Annotated in this window: 11 protein-coding genes, 1 tRNA gene and 1 riboswitch; of the genes, 5 read left to right on the plus strand and 7 right to left on the minus strand. The window is 60.1% G+C overall.

The window, feature by feature from the left end; translation table 11 throughout:
• Nucleotides 1-301 precede the first annotated feature (301 nt).
• Nucleotides 302-375 (minus strand) — tRNA-Gly (locus tag HMPREF2999_RS07025).
• Nucleotides 376-528: 153 nt separating this feature from the next.
• On the opposite strand from HMPREF2999_RS07025, the gene dcd reads away from it, so the two are divergent.
• On the plus strand, nucleotides 529-1,128 hold the full coding sequence (gene dcd / locus HMPREF2999_RS07030) for a dCTP deaminase (RefSeq protein ID WP_005509013.1): 600 nt from the start codon (nucleotides 529-531) through the stop codon (nucleotides 1,126-1,128).
• 130 nt (nucleotides 1,129-1,258) lie between these two features.
• Complete coding sequence (locus tag HMPREF2999_RS07035) at nucleotides 1,259-2,590, plus strand: septin family protein (RefSeq protein ID WP_070676064.1); 1,332 nt, start codon at nucleotides 1,259-1,261, stop codon at nucleotides 2,588-2,590.
• A gap of 214 nt (nucleotides 2,591-2,804) precedes the next feature.
• On the opposite strand, the gene HMPREF2999_RS07040 is transcribed toward HMPREF2999_RS07035, so the two are convergent.
• Both HMPREF2999_RS07040 and HMPREF2999_RS07045 read right to left on the minus strand, forming a co-directional pair.
• Nucleotides 2,805-4,241: an MFS transporter gene (locus HMPREF2999_RS07040; RefSeq protein ID WP_070676065.1), complete on the minus strand. Its 1,437-nt coding sequence runs from the start codon at nucleotides 4,239-4,241 to the stop codon at nucleotides 2,805-2,807.
• Between the two features lie 160 nt (nucleotides 4,242-4,401).
• Nucleotides 4,402-4,635, minus strand: a complete 234-nt coding sequence (locus HMPREF2999_RS07045) for a DUF4235 domain-containing protein (RefSeq protein WP_005506756.1) — start codon at nucleotides 4,633-4,635, stop codon at nucleotides 4,402-4,404.
• Between the two features lie 266 nt (nucleotides 4,636-4,901).
• Nucleotides 4,902-5,002: riboswitch (TPP riboswitch) on the plus strand.
• 58 nt (nucleotides 5,003-5,060) lie between these two features.
• On the opposite strand from HMPREF2999_RS07045, the gene HMPREF2999_RS07050 reads away from it, so the two are divergent.
• From HMPREF2999_RS07050 to HMPREF2999_RS07060, 3 genes are all read left to right on the plus strand, one after another.
• Complete coding sequence (locus HMPREF2999_RS07050) at nucleotides 5,061-5,693, plus strand: ECF transporter S component (protein WP_070676066.1); 633 nt, start codon at nucleotides 5,061-5,063, stop codon at nucleotides 5,691-5,693.
• Between the two features lie 73 nt (nucleotides 5,694-5,766).
• Nucleotides 5,767-7,383 (plus strand): ABC transporter ATP-binding protein, encoded by a 1,617-nt coding sequence (locus HMPREF2999_RS07055; RefSeq protein WP_070676067.1) that lies wholly within the window; start codon nucleotides 5,767-5,769, stop codon nucleotides 7,381-7,383.
• A complete protein-coding gene (locus HMPREF2999_RS07060; protein WP_070676068.1) occupies nucleotides 7,380-8,177 on the plus strand; it encodes an energy-coupling factor transporter transmembrane component T family protein in 798 nt (265 codons plus the stop codon). The genes HMPREF2999_RS07055 and HMPREF2999_RS07060 overlap by 4 nt, the downstream gene beginning before the upstream one ends.
• A 345-nt stretch (nucleotides 8,178-8,522) precedes the next feature.
• Here the strand turns inward: HMPREF2999_RS07060 and HMPREF2999_RS07065 are convergent, their stop codons facing one another.
• The 4 genes from HMPREF2999_RS07065 to HMPREF2999_RS07090 all read right to left on the minus strand — a co-directional run bounded on the left by HMPREF2999_RS07065 (nucleotide 8,523) and on the right by HMPREF2999_RS07090 (nucleotide 13,465).
• On the minus strand, nucleotides 8,523-9,425 hold the full coding sequence (locus tag HMPREF2999_RS07065) for an aminotransferase class IV (protein ID WP_005509006.1): 903 nt from the start codon (nucleotides 9,423-9,425) through the stop codon (nucleotides 8,523-8,525).
• Between the two features lie 922 nt (nucleotides 9,426-10,347).
• Nucleotides 10,348-11,598, minus strand: coding sequence for a multidrug effflux MFS transporter (locus HMPREF2999_RS07075; protein ID WP_070676070.1), 1,251 nt, complete (start codon nucleotides 11,596-11,598; stop codon nucleotides 10,348-10,350).
• Nucleotides 11,599-12,320: 722 nt separating this feature from the next.
• The gene (locus HMPREF2999_RS07085) at nucleotides 12,321-12,989 is read right to left on the minus strand and encodes a nucleoside/nucleotide kinase family protein (RefSeq protein WP_070676072.1); all 669 of its coding nucleotides are present in this window, start codon (nucleotides 12,987-12,989) and stop codon (nucleotides 12,321-12,323) included.
• Nucleotides 12,986-13,465, minus strand: coding sequence for a low molecular weight protein-tyrosine-phosphatase (locus HMPREF2999_RS07090; protein ID WP_246823098.1), 480 nt, complete (start codon nucleotides 13,463-13,465; stop codon nucleotides 12,986-12,988). Before HMPREF2999_RS07090 ends, HMPREF2999_RS07085 begins: the two co-directional genes overlap by 4 nt.
• Nucleotides 13,466-13,577: the final 112 nt, after the last annotated feature.

Below are 13,577 nucleotides of genomic sequence, written 5' to 3' on the forward strand. Positions count from 1 at the left end.
GTGGTGTAATCGTTTTGTGTCCTTCGGGTTGGGTACCGCAGACAGCTCGCCGGGAGACGAAGGTTGGTAGCCGGGTATGGTGGTGGTTCCGTATGGGAGGTCAGGGCGCCTTCCCGAGGGCTCATCGAGAAAGGGTCTGCTGTAGCCCCATGCGCACGCTATACACTTCCTTCGCTCCTACTGCAGGAGCAAGGAACATACCGCCTCGACCCGTCCAACCCAAGCGGCATCCTAAACTCTTGGCCCAACCACCGCATCCAACCTAAAAAATAAAGCCCCAAACCATAAGGTCCGGGGCTTGTGGAGCGGCTGACGGGAATCGAACCCGCGTATCAGGCTTGGGAAGCGTGCGCTCTACCATTGAGCTACAGCCGCATCTTTTTCAGTGTATCGCGCTTGCTTGCCGGGCGTGAAATGTGTTGCGGCTGTTTGTGCGCGGGGTGGCGGGGTTGAAATGTGATGTAGGCCTGTGTGCTGGGGCTGGTGGATGCCTGCACGTGGGTGGTGTTTGCCAGGTATCCTTTAAGCGTGCTTATTTCAGATCGCGATATTCGTCAAGAGATTGCTGATGGGCGCATCGTTCTTGATCCGTTCGATGAGTCGATGATTCAGCCTGCAAGTGTGGACGTGAGGATTGATCGTTTCTTCCGTCTGTTCGATAACCATAAGTACCCGCATATTGATCCTGCTCAGCCGCAGGAGGATTTGACGCGCCTGGTGGAGGTGGCTCCTGATGAGCCGTTTATTCTGCATCCGGGTGAGTTTGTGTTGGGTTCTACGTATGAGAAGGTGACTCTGCCTGATGATGTGGCTGCCCGTTTGGAGGGTAAGTCGTCGTTGGGTCGTCTGGGTTTGTTGACTCACTCTACGGCTGGTTTTATCGATCCTGGTTTTTCGGGGCATGTGACGCTTGAGTTGTCGAATATGGCGACTTTGCCGATTATGTTGTGGCCGGGTTCTAAGGTCGGTCAGTTGTGTTTCTTCCGCCTGAGTAGCCCGACTGAGCATCCGTATGGTTCTGGTGCGTATGGTAACCGTTACCAGGGTCAGCGTGGCCCGACTGCTTCGCGTAGTTATTTGAATTTTCATCAGACGATGATTCCTGCGGATGGTTCTGTGGAGTCTTAGTCTTTCCCGCTTTGGGGTGCGGGCGTGCAGGCTGTGTGTTTGTGCGCCCGCGTTGGGCGGTTTTTCGCCTGTTGTGCTCGTGCGTTCACTCGCGTGCGGGTTTTTATCTCTCACTCTCTAAGGATTTTTGATGAATCTGAAGCCTGTTGTTCTGCGTGTTGCTGGCGCGGAAGTTTCTTTGTATCTGATTGATATGTCGGACTCTTTTGTGGAGCGTTTTAAGAAGGCGTGGGAGCCTCTTGCTCCGGAGTTTTTTGATACTCCTGATGAGGCGTATGCTTCGTTGTCTCGTTTTGATCAGGTGATGCTGGTTCATGCGCCGACTGATGAGTCGGTGATGGATTTGGCGAATCCGCTGATGGGTTCGTTTGATAAGGTTTCGACGCTGCGTGTGGCTGATGATGATTCGGGTATGCAGGATCTGACGAGCCGTATTACGTTGGCAATGATTGAGCAGCTGGTTGGTCGCGGTGTGATGCTGCATGCGGCTGTTATTGGTGACCCTGAGTCGAAGCGCGCTGTGGCGCTGGTGGGTGTTTCTGGTAGCGGTAAGACGACTGCGTCGCGTTTCTTGGGTTCGAAGTTTGCGTACCTGACTGATGAGACTGCGATTATTTCGGATGAGGGTGTTGTGTCGCCGTATCCGAAGCCGCTGTCTGTGATTGTTGACCCGAATGCGCCGAAGGATCAGCAGAACCCGGTGGATTTGGGTCTGAACGTGGTTGATCGTGATGACCTCAGCTATGAGCTGTCGCGTATTGTGTTCATTTCTCGTGATGAGTCGGCTTCGGAGCCGTATTTTGAGCGTGTTCCGCTGCATGAGGCTCTGGTGTTCTTGAGTGAGCAGAGCTCGGGTCTGGCGCGTCACCCTGAGGGTGTTGTGTCGCTGGCTAAGCTGGTGGAGCGTTGCGGTGGCGTGTGGCGCCTGGTGTACTCGGAGGTTGAGGATACTCTGCCGCTGGTTCAGGATCTGCTGAATGGCGGTGAGCTGCCGAATACTGATGAGGTTGAGAAGCTGGAGAAGTACACGGTTGAGGATCACCTGCCGGGTGTGTTCTTGAACGGTACGATTGCGGTGTCTCGTATGCCGGGTACTTCGGGTGTGCGTGTGGGGGAGGACGGCCCGTTCTTGCTGCTGTGTGACACTGAGCTGAATGAGCTGTCTGATTTTGCGGCTGAGTGCTGGCTGCAGGCCGAGGGCGACATTTCGTATGATGACCTGTTTGCGCGTCTGGCTGAGATCTTTGAGGGTCTGCCTGCGGAGGCGTATGACGAGAATTTGAGCGCTATGGCGGCTGGTTCGATGCTGTGGGTTCGTGTGATTGATGATCCGCTGATTGATGACGCGACCTGGGCTCAGATGACCGGCGATGAGGTTCTGGATGAGGAGGAACAGCAGAATGCGCTGGATTCCTCTGAGGATGCTGTCTCTGATGATGAGGATGACGTGGTGGAGGACTAGCCACCGCGGCTTACTGACACGGCTCTCTGGCACGGCTTTCTGAGCTCCGCTTGATAGGCACTGCTTAAGCACGAGGGAGGGGCGGGTAGAAGATAATCTTCTACCTGCCCCTCCCTTGTGTATTTGCAAGGTTATGTTTACAGGCTTGTATTTGCGGGGTTTGTAAGGATGCTTAGCCTCGCAATGTCTTATTGGGCGGCCTTACCGAGCAACACTACTGGGCTGCCTTGTCGCGGCGCTTCTGTTCACGCTTCTGCTCGCGGCGAGCCGCACGCATACGCAGCGGACCGGGCGCCTTCACCGGCAGCAGCAGGAGCAGACCCGCCACCACAACGATCAGAATACCGAGCACACCCCAAATCTGCGCGCCCATGATGCTCACGCACAGACCGAACAGCATCGGCGCCAGGAAGCTGGTGGCACGACCGGTGGTCGAGTACAGGCCGAACAGCTCACCCTCAGTGCCGGGGTCCGCCAGACGAGCCAGGAAGGTGCGGGACGCCGACTGCGCCGGGCCCACGAACAGGCACAGCAGCAGGGCGCATACCCAGAACACGCCAGGCTGAGGGAAGAACAGCAACGGGGTAGCCGCCAAGATAATGCCGACCAGCGAGATAACAATAATCGCCTTCGGGCCCAGGTAGTCATCCAGGTAGCCGCCCAGAATCGCGCCAACCGCCGCGACAGCGCTACCGGCAATACCGAACAGGATCACCTCGGAAGTGCTGAAACCGAACGTGCCCGCCGCAAGAATACCGCCGAACGTAAAAATACCGGACAGACCATCACGGAACACCGCCGAAGCAATCAGGAACCACAGGGTCTGCGGGGACGTCATCTTCAGCCGCTTAATGGTGCGCCACAGCGCCTTGTAGGAGGCGAGCAGACCGCCCTGACGAGCCGGGGAGAGACGCTCCATACCGAGCTCCAGGAAGCGCAGCTCGCGGGTGGGTAGCACCTCCGGCAGGAAGCGCTCGCGGGTGCGCATACGCACCAGTAGCGGCACGCAGAAGAAGAGGCACCAGGCGGCGGCGAACAGCGCGACCGCACGGATATTCAGGGCGTTATCGGTGGTCAGGCCGAGCACCTCGGGGGTAAGCACAAAACCCCACAGCACCACAGCCAGCGCCAGGATGCCGCCGATGTAGCCGGCAGCCCATCCGGCACCCGAAATCTTACCGATATTCTCCGGGTGGGAGATGCGCGGCAGCACGGCGTTGTAGTTCACGTACGCGAACTCGCTGAACACGCTCGCCGCAGAAATTAGGGCGACACCCAGCCACAGGTACTGCGGGGTGGGGCCCACGAAGAAGCACGCCGCCATCGAGCCGACTAGCAGCATGGTGTTCACACCGAGCCAGAAGATGCCCCTGCCGGACTTGTCGTTACGCTGACCGGTGACCGGCGCCAGAATCGCAATGAGGAAACCGGCAACGGTCAGGCCCAGCGACAGCGCCGAAGAGGTCTCTTCGGGCGTACCGAAATAGCTGCTGGTCAGATAGACGGTGAAGATGAAGGTCGTCATAATCGAGTCGAAGCTCGACGAGCCAACATCCCACATGACCCAGGACGCGATCGAGCGGCGGCTATTCGCGTGGTCAACGACCCTACGCGGAGCCTTCGTCTTACGGCGGGGAGAAGAAATAGTCATAGTTGTGCTTTCGGATGCCGAGGTGGCGCTTCAGCGTAGCGGCGGCATGAAACCGGCTGAAGTAGAGCGGGCGTGCTGAAGAAGGAACACCAGGCGGTACGTACCGAGTGGAGATACGTACCGCCTAGCTCATGAACATTCGCGCGGAAAGCGCAAAGTCTTAGTTGAAGAAACGACGCTGCAGGCGAGCAATACCGAAGCTCACCACAGCACCCACGACGGAGGTCAGAACGGTCCAGAGGATGACCTGACGCAGGGTGTCTTCAGACTCGTGGGAAATGGCGGGAGGCTGGTTACCGGTAGCCTTGGTCCAGGCTGCGCCCAGGCCCTTACCAACCAGGGCAGCAGCGCCCATGTTGATACCCGCAATAGCAAGCTTAGCGACGGGGTTCATGTGTATCTCCTTAGCTGTATACGATGCGGCGTCCTGCCCGTGAACCCCTTCGGGGTTGGGTAAGAAAAGAGCGCCACTCCCTAGCGTATAGGGTTTAAGGCGTTCGTGCCGCCTTGGAGCCTCTCCGTCCCAAAATTGTACACCGTGCAATTCTGTAATGTGGGCAGAAGAACGAAACAAAAAGCGGCAAATTGGCACGAACAGCCAGACAAGCCTACAATCAAACCTGGGTTCCCACCCGCACCACAACGGTACGGACAAGGAACCCCAAACGACAGGGGAGCGCCACCGAGGCGCTGAGAGTGCTAAGCAGACCCTCGAACCTGATCCGGTTAGTACCGGCGTAGGGAGTCGAATTTCTTCTCAATGCCCTCGTCCAATCAGAGGGCGAGGACATTCCCCTTCCAACGACGGAAGGACCACCAATGTCACAGAACGCAAACCCCGCCTCCCAGGCATCTACCCAGGCAGAAGCGAAGAAGCCGAACCTGCGCTGGCGAGTCAACGAAATCGTCATCGCTGCAGTTATCGCAGTAGCCTGCGCCGTCATCTTCTGGATCTGGGACATCGCAGTCGGCCCCGCCGCCAAAACCGCACTCGTAGCAGCACCCGAATTCCGCCCCATCGTCGCCGGCGCGTGGCTACTCGGCGGCACCCTCGGCGGTCTGCTCATCCGCAAGCCCGGTGCCGCACTCTTCGGCGAAATCGTCGCAGCATTCATCTCCGTACTCTTCACCGGCGGCGCATGGAGCGGCGAAATCCTGATCGCGGGCCTCTTCCAGGGCCTCGGCGCTGAAATCGCCTTCGCAATCTTCCGCTACCGCCGCTGGAACGCAACCGTCGCCATCTTCTCCGGTGCACTCAGCGGCCTGTTCATGGGTGTTAACGAAATCTTCATCTACTACCCCGACATGGAACCGGTCAAGGCAATCATCTACGTAGCATGCGCCGTCATCTCCGGTGCAGTTATCGCAGGCTTCCTGGCGTGGATTCTCGTGCAGAACCTCGCCAAGACCGGTGTGCTCTCCTCGCTGGCATCCGGCAAGACCCGCCGCTAACCACCAGCAACTAGCCACTCACCACGAGTCACCACTCGGCACACTACAGCAGCCACAAGGCTAAGGAACCATCATGGAAGCAACACCGCGCGGGGCGCGCATCGAGCTCAACAACTTCAGCTGGCACCACCCCGGACGCCCAGAACCCGTCATCAGCGGACTCAACCTCACCATCAACCCCGGTGAAAAAGTCCTGCTACTGGGCACCTCCGGCGCCGGCAAATCGACGCTCCTGCACGCCATCGCCGGTGTGCTCCACGATGACGACGGCGAATCCGCCGGCGGCACCATCACCATCAACGGGCAAGCACCCGCCGAAGCGCGCGGCACCGCAGGCATGATGCAGCAGGACCCCGAATCCTCCATCGTCATGGCAACCGTCGGCAACGACATCGCCTTCGGCCCCGAAAACCTGCGCGTACCCCGCGAAGAAATCTGGGGCCGCGCCACCGAAGCCCTCACCGCAGTAGGGCTCAACCATCTGCCCCTCGACCACCCCAGCAGCGCACTGTCCGGCGGACAGAAACAGCGCCTCGGCCTGGCGGGCATCCTCTCGATGCACCCCGGCGCCATGATTCTCGACGAACCCACCGCCAATCTCGACCCCTCCGGCGTGCAGGAAGTACGCGACAGCATCCTCACCGCCGCGCAAGCCACCGGCGCGACCCTGCTCGTCGTGGAGCACCGCGTGAGCATCTGGGCGCCGCACATGGACCGCATTATCGTACTCGGCGAAGGCGGCACCATCACCCACGATGGCGCACCCGACACCGTACTCACCGAAGCCCGCCAAGAACTCATCGACGCGGGCGTATGGGTACCCAACTATGTGCCGCGTGCGCCGCAGAGCGACAGCGATAGCGAGCACGGCGAAGCGCTACTGCGCGCCGAAAACCTCAGCATCACCCGCGCACAACCCACCCCCAAACAACGACGCGCACGCCGACGCACCATCAAACGCCTCGGCGACACCCCCGCACCCGCACCCATTGACCTGCCTGTCCTTCGCAGCGGCATCAACCTCACCCTGCACGCCGGCGAACACCTCAGCGTGCTCGGACCCAACGGCGCCGGCAAATCAACCCTAGCCCTCACCCTCGCAGGGCTCCTCACCGCACCCAACGGCACCCTCACCGCCACCGACGCGCTCCGTAATTACGACGGTAACCACGGCGGCAACCACGGCGGCGAGCGCGCCTACTGGGACGTGCCCACCTGGACCCCCGCCCAAATGCTCAGTCGTATCGGCTACGTCTTCCAAGAACCCGAATACCAGTTCATCCGCGGAACCTTACGCGAAGAACTCGAACTCGGCCCCCGCCGACTCGCCGCACTCACCCGCAACCCTCTCAACGAAGACGACCTCACCGCCCGCACCAACGAACTCGCAACCCGCCTACGCCTCACCCACCTACTCGACGCCAACCCCTTCACCCTCTCCGGCGGCGAAAAACGCAGGCTCTCCGTTGCCTCCGCACTCGCCACCGCACCCAAAATCCTCATCCTCGACGAACCCACCTTCGGCCAAGACGCACGAACCTGGGCAGAACTCGTCGACCTCATCCGCGAACTACTCGCAGGCGGCACCGCCGTCATCTCCATCACCCACGACGAAGACTACACCGCCGCACTCGGCGGCAACCACATCACCCTCGAAGCCATCGCAACCCCCGGAAAGGAGAACGCATGAACACCGACTTCTTCGGCACCATCGACCGAACCAGCTACTTCAGCAACCTCAACGCCGGCGTAAAACTCATCGTCTCCTTCACCCTCATCATCGCCGCACTCATCGTGCGCGACCCCCTCACCTCCGGAATCCTCTTCGCCCTCGAACTGCTCGGATTCATCCTCGTCGGATTCCGACCCGTCAACGTCCTCGCCCGCTTCTGGCCCATCCTCATCGCCGTCATCACCACCGGCTGGTCCGTCGCCATGCTCAGCGCCAAAAGCGGCACCACCATCCTCGACCTAGGCTTCAACAGCATCACCACCGACTCCGCCGCCGTCGGCGCAGCCATGATGATCCGCTCCCTCGCCATGGTCCTACCCACCCTCGCGTTCGTACTCACCACCGACCCGACCGACCTCGGCGACTCCCTCGCACAAACCTTCAAACTACCCTCCCGGTTCGTGCTCGCCACCGTCGCAGCCTTGCGCCTCGTCGGCATTCTCTTCGCTGAGTGGAATGCCCTCGGCCAGGCACGACGCGCCCGCGGACTCGGCGCGGGCCAATCCCTCGCTGGACGCGCCCAAACTTTTGGCGGTCAGAGCTTCGCCCTGCTCGTGCAGGCCATCCGCCGCGGCTCCCGCCTGGCTGTCACCATGGAGGCGCGCGGCTTCGGCGCAGGCGAACGCACCTGGGCTCGTGTGCCGTCCTATTCGCCGCGTGATGTGCACGTGAGCATTGCCGCCGCCGTCATTATCGCTGTTGCGTACGGTGCATCTATTGCGGCGGGTACGATCCAGTTCCTCTGGGGCTAGTTTGCTCTTGCTGTAGTTTGTTCCGTTTCTGGTTCCGCTTTCGTGGCTCCGCTGGGGAGGCGGTATTCGCCCTCGTTCCTACAGGGAACCCGCCCTCGCTTCGCTTCGGGCACCCTGATGTCGCTACGGATAATACCGTCCCTTTTTGTACGTGTTTAGCTCTGCTTGGGAGACGGTATTCGCCCCCGCTTTGCTTTGGGCACCCTGAGGGCGCTTGGCGGAAAACGCGGCTACACCCGCTACTACCGAACAGGAAGGTACACGCACCTCCTGCCCTTGACCGTAGACAGCACAAAGGGACGGCATCATCCTCGCTCGGATAATACCGTCCCTTTTTGTATGCGTTTAGCTCTGCTGCGCCAGGTAGTTCAACAGGGTCGCGGTCAGCTCCGGGTCATGCGCCAGCGCCGTACCGTTCAGGTGAGTTACCGGCGCAATCAGACGTACCGACGACGCCAACCATACGCCGTCCGACTCAAACAAATCCTGCGGGTAGAGCGGGCCGAAGCCCAGCTCCCAGCCGGCCTGGCGTGCCGCCTCGAACACCGCGCCCTGCGTGGTGCCGGGAAGGATGCCGTGGCTCGGCTCGGGCGTGTACAGCACCTTCTTGCCGTCCTCAATCTTGGCAACCAGCACCGAGGAAGTGGCGCCCTCCAGCACGCGACGCTCGTCAGTGATGAAGATAGCGTCATCTGCGCCGCGCTCCTGCACGTACCGCAGGACTGCCATGTTCACCGCGTAGGAGAGGGTCTTCGCACCCGCCAGCAGCCACGGGTAGGCGCTGTTGTCCATCGGCTCGTGGCCGCGCGGCAGCAGCATCGCCTTCACGCCCTCGGTGCGGCGCTTCACGATGGAGGCGGGCACCGGCGACGCCATAATCAGCGTGTACGGGCCCGGCTGCATGGAGGTCACCGCCTGGGTGGGGCCGCGCGAAATAATGATCTTCACGATGTGCTCTTCGCCCAGCGCAGTCTCGGCACCGGCGGTCGCCTCACGCATGAGGCGCTCCACCGCCGAACGCAGAATCTCGGGTTCCGGGTCGGGCAGGTCCAGCATGCGCGCCGAGGATTCGAGGCGGGACAGGTGCATGCCGAGCTTACGCACGCGACGGTTGACGGACAGCATGGTCTCGAAGACGCCGTCGCCGCGGGTGAAGCCCTGATCATCAACGCTGATGAGGGGCACGGACGGGTCGACGAAGATGCCCTGCGGGTTCTGCTCGTTCAGAAGAATTACGGTACTAGACATAGTTTTATTGTACGTTCGCATCCCTACCCGGCGAGGGAAGACGGTATCGCCCTCGTTCCTACAGGGGCAGATGGACGAGACATGCAGAAGGGGCGGTGCTATCCACGCTCCTACAGGGGCACCCGTCCTCGCTTCGCTTCGGACACCCTGATGTCGCTTACGGATAACACCGCCCCTCCTTGCTCCGCCGCGGAGAGTGTCCGGGCTGACACCCTGAGGGCGCTTGGCGGAAAACGCGGCAGCCCCTGCGCTCATGCACGGACACAGCCAAGCCCCGGATGCGCAACCCTCAGCAGGTTGCCCATCCGGGGATATTGCTCATAAGCCATAAGTCGACAGGGCGACTGACAAGCGGTGTTGAGCTAACGAAGGGTATAAATCATCAGATGGCAAATTACGGCAATCTGGGATAGGACTACAGGAATGATCGTGGGAGGTGCTTTGAAGGTCTTTGAATGACGGTGAATGATTTGCTTCCTATCCAAGCTCCAGCACAGCGTGGATACATAAAAGTGAATCCACAGGGTCGTGACTAGGGTGACGACGCTACTGGCAAGATGAGTCTTATAGACGTCATAGATAGTTGCGCAAGCCGCAATGAACATTACAAAATTAGCAATATCCGCTGTTTGGAGTATCATTTTAATCTCTCCTGTCGTAGGTCTTGCCTTGGCTGACTTTTTTGCTTGTAGATCGCCAAGGCAGGGAAATATGTAGAGGGGTGGGGGGTTGGGTGGAGCCAACCCCCTTTTTTGTGTATCTCGAGGGGTTCGGCCCCACTTACGAGATATTTCATTTTCTATTCTACAACATATTTTAAATTAAGTCTCAGTGTTGGCGTTAGCAGGCACGGCAAAGCCCCGGACGCGCAACCCTTAGCGGGTCGCCCATCCGGGGCTTTAGCTACACAAAAAACAACAGGCTAGTGGCCCGCCACCGGAGCCTCATGGCTCTCACCGTCAGCCGAGTAGTCCGAATCCTTACGCGGCGTAGTCCACAGCACCAGCGCCGTCAGGACCGCGAAACCCAGAATGGAGAAGCCCATCGGCAGGTACTCATGCTCACCCGCGAACGACACCAGCGGCGCCGCCAACGCGCCCAGCAGAGCCTGAATCGTACCCATCACCGCCGAAGCACTACCCGCCATGTGGCGCGCCTCGTTCAACGCCAACGCCGAAGCATTACCAAAAATCAGGCCGCACGAGCTGGTCAGCAGGAACAGCAGAACCAGCGTCGGCACCAGCGAAATACCGACAAGGAAGCTAACCAACAGCAGCGAAGACACCACCAGCAGGCTCACCACACCGACATTCACAATACGGCGCTGCGCCACACGACCCACCAGCTTCGTTGCAATCGCGCTGAACAGCACAATACCAATCGAGTTCACACCGAACACGATCGTGAACTCAGTCTCGGACAACCCCAGAATCTTCTGCAACACAAACGTCGAACCGGAAATGTACGAGAACAGCGCACCAAACGCGAAGCACATCGTCAGCATGAAACCCAGGTAGCGGCGAATCTTGAAGACCTTCGGCAGCTCCGAGTACACGCTCAGGGCGGTACCCTGGTAGCGTTCCTCCACCGGCAGGGTCTCCTTAATCACGAAGATCACGCCGAGCATCATAATCGCGGTAATCACGCCGAGCACATGGAAAATATCGCGCCAGCTACCCCACGACAGCACCCAGCCACCAAACAGCGGCGCAAGCACCGGCGCGAAGCCGTTAATCATCATCATGACGCCCATGAGCTTAGCGGTTGCCAGACCCTCAGTCGTATCAGCAACCATGGAACGCGCCAACACCGCACCAATCGAACCGGTGAAGCCCATCATGAAACGCGCAAAAATCAGCAGCTCAATATTCGGCGCGAAACCACACGCCACCGTCGCAATGAAGCAGATAACCGCACCAATTAGCAGCGGCTTGCGGCGGCCCGTCTTATCAGAGAGGGGACCCACGACCAGCTGGCCGAGCGCCATACCCACCATGAACGCACTCAACGTCAGGGATGCGTTCGTGCTGGTGGTGTTCAGGTCCTCCGCGACAGCGGGCAGTGCGGCAAGGTACATGTCCGTAGCAAGCGGCGCAATCGCGGTCAGCAGCGCCAGAACTATGATAAAAATGGGCGATAGCCCGAATGAGGTCTTAGTCGACTTCGAAGACATATGTCTTAGTTTTTTCTTTCTGTGTGATGCGCGTGCAACGGCGCCTGTGGCTCTACAAAACATGGATGCGGCGGTACCGGATCCGGGGATGAGCTTGCGCAGGCTGGAAGCACAACTTGTTCACGGTAGCAGAATTGGGCGCGGCTTCGTAAGTTAAATGTTTGATATTTTTTTGAGCTGGGAGAGACAGGATTGCAGAGGGTACGCAGAAGGGACGGTGTTATCCTCGCTCCTACAGGGGCACCCGTCCTCGCTTCGCTTCGGACACCCTGATGTCGCTTACGGATAACACCGCCCCTTGAGCGGCTTGGCTTAGCCTGCCGCTCAGTCCCCCGGTGCTGAAGAAATATTTGAGAAATATTCTTGAGAAGCATTGCTCGGGGCGACCGCATAACTTACGTTGGTCATACCACGCGATACGACCGGAGGGAGCACCTCAGATGCGCAACCACTATTACAAATATTTGCTATGCATCCTGCTGCTCATAGCTTGCGTCTTGCTCGTAATCCTCGCTGTGCTTTCTAACAACAACCCGGGTCATGGCAAAGACGGCACTGCCTCCACGCACGCGCCGAGTAATACCTCAACCTACTGGGATAAAGACCGCATGGAATCCGCCAGTCCGGCTCCCATGCCTAAGTAAAACTGCCTCTGGATAGCCGTAGGGCCCAATGCTTCGAGATACACGAAGCATTGGGCCCTACTGTCTTGTAGGCGGCTGTTACTGCGCTGCGCTGTCGTAGATGAAGTCCACGGTCGCGTAGTCTTCCGGGATTTCGGCGAGCAGCGCCTCCTCCTGCGCCGCCCAGCGTTCCCAGTGCGGGCGGAACGTGTCACCGTCACGAGCCATGGCGCGTTCGTAACGCACCTCGTCCGGGGCGGTAGCGAGGATACGCACCTCGCAGGCGCCAGCAATCGCGCCGACACCCTCACAGATGATGACCTGCGTAGCCGCCGGGTCGACGGTGCGCACCTCACCGGGGGCGCCCGCCTCCCAATCCCACGGGGTGTAGGTTCCGGCAATACCCTCGGTCAGCTGCACGGATAGTGCGTCCCACGCCTCAACGCCGTCGAAGAGGCCGTCCCAGCCGGGGTAGAAGTCGTCCAGGTGCAGCACGTGCACGCTGTGGCCGGCGGCGGTGAGCTCCTGCTCAAGCTGCGTGGCGAGGCTGGTTTTGCCGGTGCCGCTGCGGCCGTCAATGCCGATAATCAGCGGGATCTGCGCAAAGTCCGCGAGGAACTGGGCACGGAATTCGGTGAATTCGGCGGTGTCCATGTCGAAGTCGTTGCCGATGCCGTGCTCCAGACGCAGCATGTCTTTGCAGAGTTCCAGGATTTCGGTGGTGCCGGTGACGCGGCGGTTCTGGTTCAGGGGAATACGCTGACTCACTGCGCGTCGCCTTCCTGCTTGAGGTGGTTGATGAGGCCGCGTGCGGCGGCGTCAATGAGGTCGGTGGTGTACACGAAGTCGCGTTCGCTACCGTACCAGGGGTCGTAGATGCCGAGCTGGTCCAGGTGGGTGGTGGTGACCTTCGGGTCGAAGCTGCGCATCATGCGGATCTTGGCTTTGTCCTCGTCGTTGCGGGCGAGGGCTTTGAGCCGCAGGTAGTGGGGTGCGTCCATGGCGAGGATGAGGTCGTTGCGGTCGAAGTCCTCGACGGTGAAGACGCTGGCGCGGTGCGCGGACGGGTCGATACCGCGGGTGGTGAGCTGCGCGGCGGCGCGCGGGTCGATGCGGTTGCCTTCTTCTTCGTTGCTGATGCCGCTGGAGGTGACGGTGACGGGCACGCCGGCTTCTTGGGCGTGCTGGCGGATGAGGTATTCGCCGACGGGGGAGCGGCAGATGTTGCCGGTGCAGACAGTCATGATTCGGTACATGGTTCTAGTGTATCGGTGGGGTAGCGGGTGGTTGGGCGTGGCGGGTGCTCGGGGCGGTGCTTGGGGTGGCGCGGTGACGGGTGGAGGCGCTCGCTGGGGG

It is taken from the genome of Rothia sp. HMSC066H02 (assembly GCF_001814995.1).
GTDB lineage: Bacteria > Actinomycetota > Actinomycetes > Actinomycetales > Micrococcaceae > Rothia > Rothia mucilaginosa.